Origin of the sequence: Seonamhaeicola sp., from assembly GCF_028281565.1 — a bacterium.
Taxonomy (GTDB): domain Bacteria; phylum Bacteroidota; class Bacteroidia; order Flavobacteriales; family Flavobacteriaceae; genus Seonamhaeicola.
Genome location: NZ_JANQJQ010000041.1, coordinates 184,501 through 200,858, shown reverse-complemented (window position 1 = coordinate 200,858; position 16,358 = coordinate 184,501). Strand labels below are relative to the sequence as shown.

The following is a 16,358-nucleotide window of genomic DNA, read 5'->3' as shown; positions in this document are numbered from 1 at the left end:
AATTTATTCTGCAGGATACACCTTAACATTATCCACATAAGCATCTACATCTGTTACGGCGTATATAAATATAGCTACCTCACCTACAGCATTAGATCTAAACTGGAGTTTCATTGTTGTACCACCTGAACAGGAATTATCAGAAAACTTTCCTTTTGCCTCAGTGCCAACATGCTTTACTAAAGCATTACTAGCAACAGCATCAGCACTATCACTAAAATGGCCATTTAAAATTGACGCAACTATACTATTAGTTTCAGCTCCCCCTGTTTTTATAGCATATTCGTACTCAAAAATGTAATCCGTATTAGGGCTTAATGTAACTGCCTGGTATGCATATCTAGTATTACCAGGCACCGCAGTACCATCAGGATTTGCACTTTGGCTACCTGACCATTTTGCTCCTCTCGTTTTAGAACCTAGAGTTCCCTCATAGTCGATACAAGAACCATCAGAACTAGTGCCAAATGGGTTACTACTTCCCGTGGTTGTTGCTATTTTCCATGCATTTCTAATATTAGTATCATCCGATGACAAACCGCCTTCACGTTCAAAATCACCTTTAAGAATGTCAGGATTAATAGGTCCTGCTGGTCCACCTACGGTAACTTCTTTTGTAATTGAAGTTGTTTTATTAAGGAAATTAGTGGTTGTTAATGTGACCATATAGGTTTTTTCCAAACCATCATCCGTATAACTGTAGGTTGGATTTTCTTCAGTCGAGCTACCTGTGCCATCTCCAAAGTCCCAGCTGTAACTGGTTGCAAGCTCTGATGCGTTGGTAAAGGTAACGTCATAATCACTGGCATCATCATCAAAAGTAAAGTCGGGTACTGAAAGAGGTTCTCTGTAAAGAAAAATGTTATCCACATTAAGCGTCGCCTCATTACTTGCCGTACCACCTGTACCTAATTCCAGCGTGATGTCGTCAATTTGAGCAATACCTTCAGCAGCCAAATCAATTTCTAATCCAGTCCACACATTGTTATCTAAGGCTTGCTCAAAAGTTTTACCACCTAATGAGATCTTTACCATATCAACACCTATTTCATGAATAGAATGAAGGTCTATGTAAAAATAATCGGCAGAACCGCTTGATCCAAAGACATCTGCAATAGTAATAGGCGTGCTAAAGGAGATTGTTGCCATGTTAGTACCGTTAAGTCTGGAATACTGAATGACATTATTGTTAATATCACCAACGGCTACTTCATTATACTCTGCATCACCAGCTTCGAAATTGGCATTTGATGCATTGTTTGAATAAGCAACTAAAGCACCATCTATTTCCATACCATCACTAAAAATAGCATAGGTGTTTTCATCCATAATAATAGGCGAATCTGATGCTGAGGATATAGAAGTAACCTCATGCTCAACTGTTATAACTTCTGTTTTGGTAACACTTGCAAGACCTCTATTTGATTGTGCTGTTACCGTTATGGTATATGTAGCTTCTTGAGCTTCGTTAGAATAATCATGTGAAGCTGTTACAGCTGTACCTCCCGGTTCTTCAACTGTAACTGGAGCACTACCATCACCAAAATCAACAAGATAAGATGTAACTCCTATAGCCGTAGGTTTTACAGTAACATATGTACCGTCCTCTAAACCATTTTTATCCGGCCCAACAGTTACTTCTAAAGTTGAAAATGTAATCTTAGACAACCCTGGTGGTCCGGTTAGGGAATCGTCATCACCACATGATATTACAAGACCTAAAGCTAGAAGGGCTAAAATACCTTTTTTAAATATATTCATAATTTCTTATTTTTTATTTTATTCTTTTCGACTTTTACAATTAGTTCGCTGCATAAACTTTAACATTATCTATATACACATCTACATCTGTTACTGCATAAAACATGATTGCCATTTCACCACTGGCATTCGTAGTGAATTCCTGCTCGACTAATGTATGAACCGTTTTTCCCTTAACTTCAGTTGCGATAAACTGTGAAACCGGTGTACTTGCTACTGCATTAGCACCGTCAGAAAAATGACCATCTAAAACCTCTGAAATAATTCGATTGCCTCCGGGAGCTACACCTGTTTGTTCTGCCGGAGTTTTAATGGCGTATTCATATTCCAAAATATACTTAACGGTACGCTCCGGTGTTGTAGGGGATACAATGATTGCCTGATAGGCATATCTTGTATTAGAACTTAAATAAGCGCCTGCCGAAGTGGATTTTGTCCATTTAGCACCTGCCGTTTTAGCGCCGTTATCCGAGCCATCGTAATTTGTAAAAGACCCGTCAGAACTTGAGTTGAAAGGACTTGTTGTTCCGCCCGTGAAAGAAGAGAATCTCCAATCATTTTGACCATCATCAAAATCCCCATTTATTATAGTTACCGGAAGTGGTACAAATTTATCTACAACAACAACATCTATTGTTTTAGAGTTAGATGCTCCATTTTTATCGCTGGCCGTTAATGTTACAGGATATGTACCTTCCCCTGCAGTAAAAATATGTGTAGGGTCTCTCAGTTCCGAAGTGGCTCCACCTCCAAAATCCCACAAATAATCAGTTGCTTCCGAAGAAAGATCGGTAAACTTAATTTTTTTAAAATCAGCTGCATCAGGTATATAGGAAAAGTCTGCCGACGGTAAAATATTATCCACCTGCGTTCCTGTATCCGGTAATTCGTCTCTAAAAAGTTCATCTCCAACACAACCAACCATGAAACTGGCAGTAACTAAACATAAGAACAACCTTGTTGTCTTTCCGAAAATATTTATTCTTTTTTTCATGTCTAACAATTTTTAGATTAATACCCGGGGTTTTGAGTTAAAAGCCCTTTGCTCAAATTAATTTCTCTTGCCGGAATAGGCAATAATAATGCTCTGGTACTATAATCTCCATAGCCCATTTCAATGGCATGTGCGCTTAATACGTTATCGGCCACACCAAAACGAATTAAATCATGCCAACGTTGATTTTCAAATGCTAATTCAACACGTCTTTCCAAAAGCAAAGCTTCTTTGGTAAGTATCGAAGGACGATCGGCCACAGGATCAAATCCTGCTCTAACCCTTACTGCCATATAGGAATCTATAGCCGCCGAACTTGTTGTTTCAACACCACCGGCTAAAATGGCTTCTGCATGCATTAATAAAACATCGGCATAGCGCAGTGCTATATAGTCATTCCCTGCGTTACGCGCATTTCCTCCATAGGTAGGAGGCGACGTTGTAATATCAGAACCTTCTGGTAAAAACTTGGCAACTTCATTCTCATCAATTTCTAAGACACCATTTAGATCAGTAATAGAAACCGCTGTTCTATTCCCTCCAAATGCCTCAAAATCAGCTTTAAGGTTAGCATTAACTATGTTTTGACCATCCTCTCTTCCCTGACGGAACGCCGAAGTAAATTCAGATGAAAAACTTTGACTTTCATTAGCATCACCTGCCAAATATTGAATGGCGAAAATAATTTCATCATTCAATTCAGAATAAAACACATCACTAAAATTAGCTTCTAGATCAAACTCGCCACCAGTGACAATGGCTTCACATAACTGTTGCGCCTGGGAATAGTTTGTTCCTTGTGTTAAATATACTTTTGCCAACAAGGCCTGGGCCGCAGCTTTAGACGCTCTGGACTTATGCGTATTATCCAAAGTATTAATAGCTTCCTGTAAATCGGCCACTATTTGTTCATAAACCAGTGTGGTAGAAACCCTGGTAAACAGTAAATCATTTTCTTCGGGGTTCACTACTCGGGTTACTAATGGTACATCGCCATACAACCTTACTAAATTAAAGTAAGCAAAGGCTCTTAAAAATTTAGCTTCTCCCGTATACTTTGCCCTGTTTCCCTCATTTGCAATATCCATAAAGTCCATGATATTATTGGCTCTAAAAATAACTTCATACATAGATTGCCAGTAATCCTCGGATTCTACATTGTTCGCATTAACCAAATATCTGTGAAAATCGGATTTTGATCCTTCCAAGGTTGCATTTCTTGTATTATCAGTACGATGTTCCGTTAACAGATGTTCAAACTGAACACCTCTGTTAGCGACAATAATACTTGTTGTTGTATTTTCATTAACTCCCTGAAGGGCATCATATATACCAATAACACCGGCCAGCACATCTTCATCAGACTGGTAAAATGATTCTACCGCAACTGCCGTATCCGGCAGTGGATTTAAAAACTCATCACTACACGACGTATACACAAATCCTGTAATGGCTAAGATTATATATTTTATGTTTTTCATAATTTATTTTTTTTTATTAGAAATCAATATTTAAACCCAGTGTTATTGTTTTAAATATAGGCGTACCGGCTCTTTGAGATCCATAGGCCCTTGGATTAGATCCATCTATATGCTCCGGGTTAAAACCATGGTAATCATCGGCCGTAATATATAACAGGTTTTGAGCTGTTGCATAAAGCCTTAATCCTGACAACCCCAATTTTGATGTAACATCGTCCGGCATATTATATCCCAGGTTGATATTACGTAATGAAAAGTAATCGGCACTTGCAATAACTTCACTTGTCAATACCTTTTCCTGAATGAAAGACTCATCCGGAACTAAACCATCTGCAACTGCCTGTGCGGCTCCGCCACTTCTTGTTCTGTTACCAAACCAATTAAAGAAATATTGATCTCCAATATTATTTACCTGAGCTCCTAAGCTTCCCTGTATCATAAAAGAGAAATCAAAGTTTCCGAATTTAAATTCGTTTGTAAAACTATATACCAGGTCCGGATATGGATCACCTAAAATGGTTTTGTCATCATCTGTGATCAAACCATCCCCATTTAAATCTTTTACTATGGTATCATCGGCCTGACCATTAATCCTATTCCAGGGTTTATCAACATAGGTTGTTCTGAAACTGGTATCGTCGTAAGCTTCCTCATCTACAACAAAGCCCCAAAACGATGATATGGGTTCACCAATTCGGTTAATCCATTGTGAGTTTCTACCGTAGGTATCCTCTATTAAGGCATTATTAGAGTCTCCAAAGGCAAGTAATTCATTTTGATTGGTAGATGCAATTAAAGTTGAATTCCATGAAAATTTCTCATTGGTAATATTCTTTGTTCTTAACTCCAGTTCCCATCCTCTATTTTGCACTTTACCCAGGTTTACGATACCTCCGGAAAAACCGGTGATATAAGATACCGGATTATTCAATAATAACTGGTCACTGGTTCTTTCATAGTAATCTACAGACCCGGATATTCTGTTATTAAACAGTCCAAAATCTACTGCAGGATTGAATTCTTCCGATGCCTCCCATTGTAATAATGTATTTGCAATATTAAGCGAGGAAACGCCGGCAGTAATACTACCATTTACAACGGCATTAGAATTTTGTAATAATGCTAAATAGGGCCATGAATTTATAATAGCATTACCTACATTAAAATTTTCGGCTCCTGTGAAACCATAACTCGCTCTGAATTTCAGGTTATTTATCACTTCGCTATCTTCTAAGAACGGTTCATTAGCAACATTCCAACCTACTGAAAACGCCGGGAAATTACCCCATTTACTATCTACACCAAACACCGAACTACCATCCCTTCTAAAAGAAGCAGATACCAGGTATTTATTATCGTAAGCATAGTTAATTCGACCAAAATAACCTACTTTTTTTAACTCGGTATTAGTCTCTTGAAACGTAGCAATGGCCGTTGCCCCTTGCAGGTTTTTAAGCAGATCATTAGTATAGCCATTACCGATGATGATACTCTCCTCACTTTTTCTTTGCTGAATGGTCATACCGGCCAAAAAATCAAATTCATGCTTGCCAAAATCTTTAGTATAGGATAATGTATTATCTGAAATTAATCTTGTACGGTATCTGTTCTGCAAATTATATTGCGCTCTACTGGCTCCGGCGGCATGGTGTTCCGTACCATCATAACGCGTTCTTTTTCTTTGCTCCAGCGTGATCCCCAGAGATGTTTTTGCTATAAGCCCATCTAAAATTTCATAGCTGAAGTATGTGGAACCAAAAAGTTTAGTATTAAACTCATAATGCTCTCTTTCCACATACTGCGCATAAGGATTTGAATCACCGGAAGTACGCGGTCTGTTATCACTACCATCGCCATCAAAATCTAATTCAATCAGGTGATTCTCATAAAAATAATCCCCAACACCGACATTCGGATATGTATCCCGGTTAATGAACTGAAGCGTTTCTGCAGTATGATAAATTGGTAACCATGGCGATTGACGGATTGGATTATGTATCGATGTAGGCAATCTTCTTTGTTTTGTATAGGACGGTGTAGCTCTAATTCCAAATTTTAATTTATCTCCTAGTTTGGAATCCAACTTTAATGTCCCGGTATACAACTTATAATCGTCAGTTATAACAACGCCCTCATCCCCAAGATATCTCAGAGATGTACTGAATTTAGTATTCTTACTGCCTCCACGTGCAGCAAAAGAATGGCTTGTCACCGTTCCTCCGTTAAAGAAAACATCCTGCCAGTCTCTATCAACACCTGTAACAGAAACTAAAGCCTGCATATATACACTCTCTTCAGAAAGCGTTCCTGTTGCTGCCTGCTCTATTTCCAGCCAATCTGAAACACTCTTTCTATAGTCATCACTGCCATGTGCTTCTTTTCTCCCAACATAGGTTTGGTAACTGAATCTTGTTTTTCCTTCCTTACCACTTTTTGTGGTAATCATGATGACACCATTAGACCCCTCACTACCGTAAATAGCAGCAGAAGCCGCATCTTTTAATACCTCAAAAGATTCCACATCATTCATATCTATATTGGCCAGAAACTCCGAACTCACCACAACACCGTCAACCACCAGTGCCGGACCGGAATCGGCTGTTACAGAACCAAAACCCCTAATTGTAACGGTAGGAGCTCCACCGGCCTCCGCATTGGTTGCCTGTATGTTTACCCCTGATACCTGACCAATTAGAGCATCATCTACTCGCGATACTGCTATTTGGTCCAGATCCTCATTGACTACCTGAGATATCGCTCCTGTTAAATGCGATTTTTTTCTTGTACCATAACCTACAACCACCACCTCATCAAGCTGTGCTAAATCTTCAGCCAGTGACACATTAATCGTAGTTTGATCTCCAACAATAACCGTTTGAGACTGAAACCCAACGTAAGAAAATTGAAGAACATCACCTTCATTTACCTGAATTTGATAGGCACCGTCAAAATCTGTGGTAGTACCTGTGGTTGTATTTACCACAATAACATTTACACCAGGAATCGGAATATTATCTGTAGCAGACACCACAGTACCCTTCACGGTAATTCCATTCTGTGCAATCAGTACAATATTGAAAAACAATATTGTAATTAGAGTTAGCTTAAGTTTTAAATTCATAATTTATTTTTTTAGTTAAAATTGTTATGTCTGATTAGTATGCTTTTATACTAAATCATCGGTTTATCAACTAACACTAATCACTAACAAAAACAGAATCTTCCAACAATTTTTTGTAGTTTTGAAAATGCATGTTTATTGATTAGCAATAACGTGTATAAAAGTTTACTTCCCTCCGACAAGAAGTAAATAGTTTAAAAGGATGGGCGTGCACCCGTCCTTTTTTCATTTTTCACCCATATAAGATTGATTTTTTTAGAAGTGTTATACATTTAGTTTAGTTATTTTTTTGGTGAACCAAATTGGTTTACCAGATTGGTTTTCCAAATATATGTTATTTTTTTGTTAAATCAAATTAAATTTGAATTTTAACAGTATTATTCCATGAAATCTTCACGAATTGGACCAGCAGATGTTTTTCCTAGGACTGTTTATCGCCAAAATAAGATACCCCGCCACCGCTTAAGAAATCTTCTCTTACAGGACTAAATGTGTCAATTAGTATCCCAGCTTCCAAACAAACTGCACTGTGTAATAAATTAGGCTCAATATACACACCATCTCCTGCCTCTACTATTTGCTTTACGCCATCAATTTCGAATTCAAATTTACCCGAAACACAATAGGTAGCTTGCGTGTGAAAATGTTGATGCGGACTCCCTAAAGCGCCTTTTTCAAATTTCACTTTTACCATCATAATTTGGTTATCGTAACCTAAGAATTTTCTTGATACACCTCCACCTAGCGCTTCCCATTCCATGTCTTTTGTGATGATGTATTTTTCACTAAATCGTTTCATCTTTTTATTTTTATTGTTTTTTACTTGTTAGATGTAATTCGCCATTAAACATTTCGACAAGCTCAATGCAACGCATTTCGATGGTTATTATCGTATAGTTATTATGGCTCATTTCATATTGTTTTAATTTAAGTTTATTAATGTATATGGCCCTTTCCACGTATGGTTTTTATCCTCTATAGAAAGGTTATGTTCGTTATTAGCATCATTATTTTCGTTTGAAATAATGAATAGGTTTTGTTTGCCGTTATTCATTTCAATCCGGACTGCTGAATATGCTTTTGAATCATGAACTACAGCCAAATTTTTAATATTACTATAGGCGTTAACTGCAAATTCAGACACCGGACTATATGTTCCATGCGACTCAATGACAGATACAAACAAGGCCTCTTTAACATTCTTTTTTCTCAGGATCAGGGTTGGTTCGTTTCTAAGGTTAAACTCCGGGTCGTTTGCTCCAATTCTTCCAAAAATGATTTCGTCTTTATTTGATGTTGTTGCCGTATAAGAGTAGAACTTGTTATTCAATAACCAATTTAACCTTACATTACCGCCATCAGCAGTAGCATCTGCATCTCTATACAAGTGCTGGTACCCGTTTTTCTTTCCTAAAACCTCCGGAACCTCCAATTTTGAATATTCAAAACTGGTTTGCATAATTTGCCCTAAATAGTAAAACGGTAAATCATACTGGTTGGAAGTTTCCGAAGTCACTCTCATAATATCGAGTACATAAGGGTTATCATAATCTTTATCCTTAATCGCCACCATGGTTCTATGAAATTGTGTTCCCGGATAAGCATTATTTTCTTTGGCACTGGCCACCTGAAGGTTTTCATCCTCCACACTGAAAATATAGGTCTCTGAATGATGTTGACTTCCTATATCGTACTTACCCTCAAAATGGGAGGTTTCATTCTGAACCAACGTATTATGTGCTACGGTTTGTTTGGCCCAGGTCTTGTTCTCTTTTAAATAGTTACCACCGCCCTTTTGTTCAATATTCACAAAACGCGCCAAACCATAATCCTGAACTACCTCATCACCTTCATCGAATAATGCATATGATAATTTATCAAAATGCCCGTGACTTAAACCATGTGCTGTGTACTTATAGACCAATTCCAAATCACCACTTCTTAAAATGCCTACAGCACCCTGATCGCCATTAGGGCCGTCAGATAATTCTATCGATTTTTTACTGAAAGGCTGCGCTTTTCCATCTTTAATTCCTAAAGCCACAGCCAAACCTGCATCATCCAAAGTTACCTTTCCCTGTTTTTCAGCAATACTTAACAACTCCGGGTTATTACCTCCAAAATGATAACCGATATCTACTGCCGACACCAAAGACCTGGCATAATAAGACATCCCCTTTTGAGCATCGTTCAATAAGAAAAATTCGCCATCTGCATCGGATAGATTGATCAACGCAGTAACACTTTTTAAAAGCACACTGTCTTTATACTGAAATGCCTTTAGTTCCGGTTTTTTATTTTGCAGTGCCTGAGCAAAGATTAAAAACGGATACGAAGCGTACCGCTGGTAATAAGGGCCTTCGGTATAATAGCCATCCGGTGAAAAGGGTTCATCAAGATTAGCAAAAAAGCCCACTTTGCCATCCCTGTTTATATACCCTCCGTCATTATCTTTCATATTTGCATCCAGATTCACATCTTTTACGCCATAAAGCGCACGTTGCAACAAACTATCATCATCCATAGCCAAAGCGATCATACCAACAGCCACATTGCCCCAGGTACTATGGTTGTGAACCCTGTTAAAAAACTGCGGATTTTCTTTTGAAATAAAATCAGCAAACGGCCTGAAAAGATCTGTTTCAAGTGTATTGCGTTCTTCTTCTGTTAAATAATTATAAATACAATCGTAAGCCTGACTGGTGTATACCAACCAGTTAGAGTCATTTAAACATTGCCAAAATATTTTGCCCCTGGCATAGGAACGCGGTTTAGGGTGCACCGGCCATGTTGGATATAGTCTGGCATATTCAAACAACATATCCTTTACATATTTAGCATAGGTTTCATCCTCCAAAATCTGGTATAAAACGCCTGCTTTCTGAAGTACTAAAAGGTTTCTTTTATGACGTTCGTGGGTATACCCTCCTGAATAATCCTTTGGAACAGGGACTTCAATGCCATTTTCCATTTCAGCATCTATCTCTGCTTTAGTTGCTGCCAATGATGTATCAAAAATGGGTATAGAACCCAAATTAGCCCTGATAGCCTTAACGCCTTGTTGGGTCAATACTAACCCCGGATGCCCTGAATTGGAAGAGGTAACGGTTTCCCTACTTTCTTTTTCTTTGCACGACACAGTAATGGCTATCGCAAGTGCTAATAATAAACCTGATTTTATATATCTTAAAATGTTCATAGTATTATTTAGAAATTATGCCAAGGTCTGCCCCATCGGTTCCTTTTCCCTTTAAAGGCGATTTGCCTGAAAGCACAAAACTGTCTCCTTCAAACTTCGGATCTAACTCCCACAGATTTTGCACGTTGTATTTTTCATTCCCTGTCACCGTGATTTTATCAGACTTATAAAAATTGTTGTTCAATACATTTACTATAGGCTCTCCAACCACCAAATGCATATTCAAGCCTTTTGAATTGTTAAAGATATTATTGTTAATGTCATTAACCTGAACGCCGTATAAGGACATCGCTGTATTGAATTTATTCTTTTTACCGTGGCCTACATTATCAAACACATTGTGGTTCACTTCTAAAAACGGACCGAAAGTACTTTCGTCTTTTCCACCACGGTACAATCTTAGGGCGGTTCCCTGGACATCAGTAAATACATTATTCTTCATAATTACGTATTCTACGTTGTAAGCACCAATATCGTCAGTTTCTTTATCCAGAGCCATAATATGCCCCGTAATATTCTTGAATGCGGAATTAGCTATGCTTATAGTATCGGCGAAGGTGCCTTTAGATACTCGTAACACATCAAACGAATGGTTTACCACAAAGTCTTCAAACAGACAATTATCAATGAACAGTTTGTAGTTTTCTGTCATGGATCTTTTACTGGTACTGATTACCGAATTTCCGGCATAATCAGGCGAACTGGCTCCGTTAAACTTTAAATTTTCCAAAGACAAGCTGCCGCCGTTCTGGATCTCGAAAGCCATCATACGTTCGAATAGAATAGTGGCTTTTTCATCGCCCGATGTTTTAAATGTAAGCGGGTGTTTTACTTTGGCCGCCTTAGTGATTACATAGGTTCCACCGGATTCAAGTTCTAAAATATCTCCGGGTTGAGAATTATTAGCAGCATCAAACAAACTATTCAACCCCGCTTTTACATGAATAGTTTTTCCGCTGTTTAATGCCACTAACGATTCACTTTTTGAATACCAGGTGGCACCGGTATTTTCTTTTGTTGCTATTTCCGGACTAATAGCTATAGGGGTTTTGATCTGATCGGATTTCGGAATTAAAAACCCTTGTGCGTTCTTAGCCAGTTGCATATTTGCTTTTTCAAAACCTTGAGCTATACCGGTCTCTATATTGATCCCAATAATATTATTACTGAATGTAACACCACTTATATCATCATAAACCGTGAATAGTTTATCCCTGGAATCATGATAAAAAATGTTTTCCGAAATTTCTGAATTGATTGGCACCGCGCTTCTCTCTGCATCGCTTCCGGCACATAACTGAATGTGATTGCAATTCACAAACACATTATGCTTCACTTTAGAATCAGTCACCTGCACATAGCGATTTGCCGGTGAATCAGGTACGCCGTTCATCATAACAAAAGCGCCCCTAAAACGGTAGCCTGTTAATCCGAAATGATAATTATTGATAACTGTTTGAGTTTCATTGATCACACGCACGCCACCTGTACTGGGTTTTCCGTTACCCATAAACACATTGCCATCCACCAAAGTTTCATTGCCATGACGCATGGTCAGGGTACCGGTACACTCAAAAAACGTATTATACTTAAATGTATTCTGACAGGATTTGTTCGAGATGATCTCGTGCTCACCGTTACATCGGTCAAAATAATTCGCTTCCACTAAAGTATTTGAACTCTCTAAAGCGTAATGGCTAGTTCCTATTCGCAAAGTCTCTCCGCCGTTATTACCATAAGTAGGCCGTGGACCAAAATAATTATGATCTATTCGATGATGATTAGCCCTACTGGCTTCGGTATCCAAACCAACGATCATAGTAACACCTAAATTCTTTTTACCTGATATATGATTGTGGTCAATTCGGTTATTTTTGCCGTAAATCGTTATCCAGTAATCCTGAACCAGGCGTTCGGGATTGTTATAATTGTCAATCACACATTCGGTCAAACGGCAATTATTTGCTATTTCTTCTTTATTCTTTCTGAATGAGATGACCGCATTAGTTGGCGTATACCCGTTTTTGAACACCAAACCCTCTACAACCAGATGCTGTCCTGCCATTTGAAGATTGGATTGGCCTTCCAAAGTGACTTTTCCCTTTTCTTCAACAGAAAGTTTAATAGGATTTTCTTTGGTACCCTGGCCTTCAAAAACCAATTCGGCATCATTCCAAACACCATTGGCGAGTACAATAATATCTCCCGGTTGTGCTTTGGAAACCGCTTCATTATATGCGGTTAAATCTTTAACAAGGATACCTGCTTCACCAGATTTATTGCATGAAAACACAATTAATAAGAGGAAGGAAACGTATAAAAAATGTGGTGTCTTATGCATAATTTAAATTGGTTAACCAGTTTGGTTTACCAAAAATACATATAATTATTTAGTATACAAATAAATAGTGTTAAAATGTTTGATTGAAGTTAGAAGTACGAAGTTGGAAGTACGAAGAAGGTGATACTCCTATAGAGCTGCGCTCGTTATTTTCATTTCGATAATCCTCAAAGGGAAGAAAAACACCCCTATGATCCCCTCAAAGGGATATTGAAGTCGTTAAAACTTTGCGTCTTCGCGCCTTTGCGAGAGACCCATGTATGGGTTTTAGAAATACTCAAAAAGCGCTAGAACCCCGTTATAGGAAATAATACAGGCGAAAAGTAGTGACGCTGCTAAACCTACATTCACAAAAACACCGGTTTTATACCCTTTCATCACTTTTTTATTATTAACCAGTAATATGATCCCCAGTATAACTATCGGCAACACAAACACATTGAATACCTGGGACAATATTTGCATTTCAATGGGGTTAGCTCCAAATACGGGAACGATCAAAGCCACTAAACAGGCAATAAACGTGATGATCTTAAATTGGCGGGAACTAGTGTCTAAAGTACCGGATTGGTAATCTGCCAATAACAAAGGGGCAATTAATAAACAGGGGAATATGGATGATAAACCCGCACTGAGTGTTCCGAAAAAGAAAATGCTAACGGCCAGATTTCCTGCAACGGGTTCTAAGGTATTTGCCATATCAAGCACTTTGGTTACCGGATTCCCCTGGTGAAACAAAGCACCGCAGGCTACTGCCATGACTGTACCGCTAATTATAAACACTAAAATGGCCGCTGTAATGGCATCTTTCTTTTGCTGCTGTAAGTGGTCCATAGTCCAACCTTTTCCTTTTACAAAGAGCGGGCGCGACAAAAACGTAGCTGCCGCCATGGTGGTGCCCACAAAAGCCGCTACCATCATTTTACCTCCCGGAACATCCGGTATGGAAGGTATTAATCCCATGACCACATCTTTTGGTAACGGATACACAAAAAACAATGACACTATAAAGGACAGTGCCATAAACGTCACAAAAATGACCAATATTTTTTCAAAGAAGGTATATTTACCAACTAGCAATAATCCGTAAAAAACAGCTATGATAACTATAGCTATGATCAAAACGGTTTCATATTTATAATGTTCCAGTCCGTCAAAATTCATAGCAAAAATCTCGTAGAGCATATTGGCCGAAATACCCAAAATACCCATTAACGAGTTCCACTGTCCAAAAGAAATACCAATAATCACCATGATAGCCAAAACCTTGCCTCCTTTGATATACTTTTTGAAACCATATAGTCCTGTTTCACCGGTTATCAAACCATAGTTCCCATAAGCAAACATTAAGATCCCGGAGAACAAACAGCTCAATAAAAGCACCCAAAGCAGTTGCATACCATAAGTACTTCCTGCCACAATCATGGAGGTTACACTTCCGGTTCCGATAGTATAGCCAATTGCAAATATGCCGGGGCCAAAACTTAAGACTAAAGCAATGATCTTTTTCAATAGCGACTTTTTAGTTTCGGATGTTGGCATCATGTGGTGGTTTTAATGGTTATTCACTCCAGTTGGTATGGTAAAATTTTCCGGAGCCATCATCTGTTCTTTGATAGGTATGCGCTCCGAAATAATCACGTTGCGCCTGAATGATATTTGCCGATGAATCAGCCGTAGTAAAGGCATTAAAGAAATTCAGCGCCTCACTTAAACAGGGCACCGGTAATTCATTTAAAATACATTCAGAAACTACTTTGTTGGCATCCGGTTTTAAAGCCTTTATTTGTTTAATTATAGTTTCACTTTTTAAAATTGAATCGGTGTCTTTAAGGATTTCTACCAGTTCAACCATCAGGCTCGATTTGATAATACAGCCGCCTGTCCAGATACGCGCCAATTCGCTTAAATTGATATTCCAATGATACGTTCCTGATGCCTGCTGAATTAAACCAAACCCCTGATGATGATTAATAATTCTGGCAAACTGATAGGTATTCAATAACGCTTCTGACGAAACCTCTAAACTCAAATCATTATGGCTTCCATAATGCTGCTGTGCTTCTACCCTATCGTCTTTATAAAAGGATATATAACGGGCAAATAATGCTGACGCCATCATGGTACTTGGAGCACCCAACTGAGCCGTGGCAATAGTTGCCCAATTACCGGTTCCTTTATTACCGGCTTTATCCAGGATCTTATGGATCAACCAATCTTTATTTTCTTTTTTCCGAAGGATATCAACAGTAATTTCCAGTAAATAACTGTTAGCCGTAACTTTCCAACCTTCCAATATATCGGCTATCTCATCCGGATCTTTTCCTGTGGCCGAAAGGATGCTGAACACCTCGGCCAGCAATTGCATTTCGGCATATTCAATACCATTATGTACCATCTTAACAAAATGCCCGCTGCCTTCCGGTCCAACATAGGTACAACAAGGCAGCTTGTTTTCATCTTTTGCAGCAATGGTTTCTAAATACGGCTGTACGTTTTTATAAGCCTCCTTAGCACCGCTTGGCATAATAGAAGGCCCTTTTAACGCACCTTCTTCTCCACCCGAAACACCTGTACCTATAAAATGCATTTGCTTTGCTTTTAAGTACTCAAACCGCGCTTTGGTCTTGTTATAATTTGAGTTTCCGCCATCAATAATAATATCGCCTTCTGACAAATGCGGCATGAGCAAATCGATAACAATATCAATGGTTTTTCCCGCATTAACCATGAGCATGATCTTTCTTGGTCGTTGCAGCGAATTGACAAAGGCTTCGATATCATCAAAAGCCAGGGCTGATGCCAATTCTTCATGTTCATTTTTAAAATTGACGGCTACATCTTCTTCCAAACCGTCAACATGCCTGTTAAACAAAGACACCCTGAAACCATTATTAGCCAAGTTTCTACTTAAACTTTTACCCATGACCCCCAAACCAAATAGGCCAAATTCTGATTTCATGTCTATTTCTTCTCGTATTTTTTCAACAATATCTTCCGGTTTTAAACTGATATCAATGGTTAAAGCATCTGTTGGCTGTTCTAAAGTATCAAACTGGGATTGCAACAAAGCAGAACTCATAAAATGATCTGAACGGTTATTGATACGTGCTTCTATTTGATCGAATGTCCCAGCCAGATGTACCCATTTGGTATGCTTTTCAATACCCTGGGATAATAGATCCCGGTAACTTTGTTTCAGGGCCGAACAAACGATAATACAAGATTGCTTTTCCAATTGTTCTTTGGCCAGGCCATTTAAGGTTTGCAGCCAGCCATACCGGTCTTCATCATTAAGCGGTATACCGTTGCTCATTTTATCTACGTTAGCTTGTGAGTGAAAATCATCACCGTCAAAAAATGGTATTCTAAGGGATTCCGCAAGCAAGTTTCCAATAGTGGTCTTTCCGCAACCGGAAACTCCCATAATGAAAATCACGTTGTTCTTTTTTACAGTCATT

General features: G+C 38.5%; 9 protein-coding genes. All 9 read right to left on the bottom strand.

What is annotated here, in order from left to right; genetic code table 11:
- Positions 1–3: 3 nt before the first annotated feature.
- The 9 genes from Q0983_RS16765 to gndA all read right to left on the bottom strand — a co-directional run bounded on the left by Q0983_RS16765 (position 4) and on the right by gndA (position 16,357).
- A complete protein-coding gene (locus tag Q0983_RS16765) occupies positions 4–1,761 on the bottom strand; it encodes a PKD domain-containing protein (protein WP_299555954.1) in 1,758 nt (585 codons plus the stop codon).
- 40 nt (positions 1,762–1,801) lie between these two features.
- A complete protein-coding gene (locus Q0983_RS16760; RefSeq protein ID WP_299555952.1) occupies positions 1,802–2,755 on the bottom strand; it encodes a PKD domain-containing protein in 954 nt (317 codons plus the stop codon).
- Between the two features lie 17 nt (positions 2,756–2,772).
- The gene (locus tag Q0983_RS16755; protein ID WP_299555950.1) at positions 2,773–4,236 is read right to left on the bottom strand and encodes a RagB/SusD family nutrient uptake outer membrane protein; all 1,464 of its coding nucleotides are present in this window, start codon (positions 4,234–4,236) and stop codon (positions 2,773–2,775) included.
- 16 nt (positions 4,237–4,252) lie between these two features.
- Positions 4,253–7,357 carry a TonB-dependent receptor gene (locus Q0983_RS16750; RefSeq protein ID WP_299555948.1) on the bottom strand — a complete coding sequence of 1,035 codons (3,105 nt, stop codon included), beginning with the start codon at positions 7,355–7,357 and terminating at the stop codon, positions 4,253–4,255.
- Positions 7,358–7,778: 421 nt separating this feature from the next.
- A complete protein-coding gene (locus Q0983_RS16745) occupies positions 7,779–8,156 on the bottom strand; it encodes a cupin domain-containing protein (RefSeq protein ID WP_299555946.1) in 378 nt (125 codons plus the stop codon).
- A 123-nt stretch (positions 8,157–8,279) separates the two neighbouring features.
- Entirely contained in the window at positions 8,280–10,556 is a 2,277-nt protein-coding gene (locus tag Q0983_RS16740; RefSeq protein WP_299555944.1) for an alginate lyase family protein, read from the bottom strand.
- Between the two features lie 4 nt (positions 10,557–10,560).
- Positions 10,561–12,897, bottom strand: coding sequence for a polysaccharide lyase 6 family protein (locus Q0983_RS16735; RefSeq protein ID WP_299555942.1), 2,337 nt, complete (start codon positions 12,895–12,897; stop codon positions 10,561–10,563).
- Between the two features lie 267 nt (positions 12,898–13,164).
- The gene (locus Q0983_RS16730) at positions 13,165–14,442 is read right to left on the bottom strand and encodes an Nramp family divalent metal transporter (RefSeq protein WP_299555940.1); all 1,278 of its coding nucleotides are present in this window, start codon (positions 14,440–14,442) and stop codon (positions 13,165–13,167) included.
- 16 nt (positions 14,443–14,458) lie between these two features.
- Positions 14,459–16,357, bottom strand: a complete 1,899-nt coding sequence (gndA, locus tag Q0983_RS16725; RefSeq protein ID WP_299555938.1) for an NADP-dependent phosphogluconate dehydrogenase — start codon at positions 16,355–16,357, stop codon at positions 14,459–14,461.
- Position 16,358 lies beyond the last annotated feature (1 nt).

What these genes read in the sequence shown, in the direction of transcription:
- Q0983_RS16735 (WP_299555942.1), bottom strand. Translation starts at nt 12,897, where the DNA reads ATGCATAAGACACCACATTTTTTATACGTTTCCTTCCTCTTATTAATT.
- Q0983_RS16760 (WP_299555952.1), bottom strand. Translation starts at nt 2,755, where the DNA reads ATGAAAAAAAGAATAAATATTTTCGGAAAGACAACAAGGTTGTTCTTA.
- Q0983_RS16740 (WP_299555944.1), bottom strand. Translation starts at nt 10,556, where the DNA reads ATGAACATTTTAAGATATATAAAATCAGGTTTATTATTAGCACTTGCG.
- Q0983_RS16730 (WP_299555940.1), bottom strand. Translation starts at nt 14,442, where the DNA reads ATGATGCCAACATCCGAAACTAAAAAGTCGCTATTGAAAAAGATCATT.
- Q0983_RS16745 (WP_299555946.1), bottom strand. Translation starts at nt 8,156, where the DNA reads ATGAAACGATTTAGTGAAAAATACATCATCACAAAAGACATGGAATGG.
- Q0983_RS16755 (WP_299555950.1), bottom strand. Translation starts at nt 4,236, where the DNA reads ATGAAAAACATAAAATATATAATCTTAGCCATTACAGGATTTGTGTAT.
- Q0983_RS16765 (WP_299555954.1), bottom strand. Translation starts at nt 1,761, where the DNA reads ATGAATATATTTAAAAAAGGTATTTTAGCCCTTCTAGCTTTAGGTCTT.
- gndA (WP_299555938.1), bottom strand. Translation starts at nt 16,357, where the DNA reads ATGACTGTAAAAAAGAACAACGTGATTTTCATTATGGGAGTTTCCGGT.
- Q0983_RS16750 (WP_299555948.1), bottom strand. Translation starts at nt 7,357, where the DNA reads ATGAATTTAAAACTTAAGCTAACTCTAATTACAATATTGTTTTTCAAT.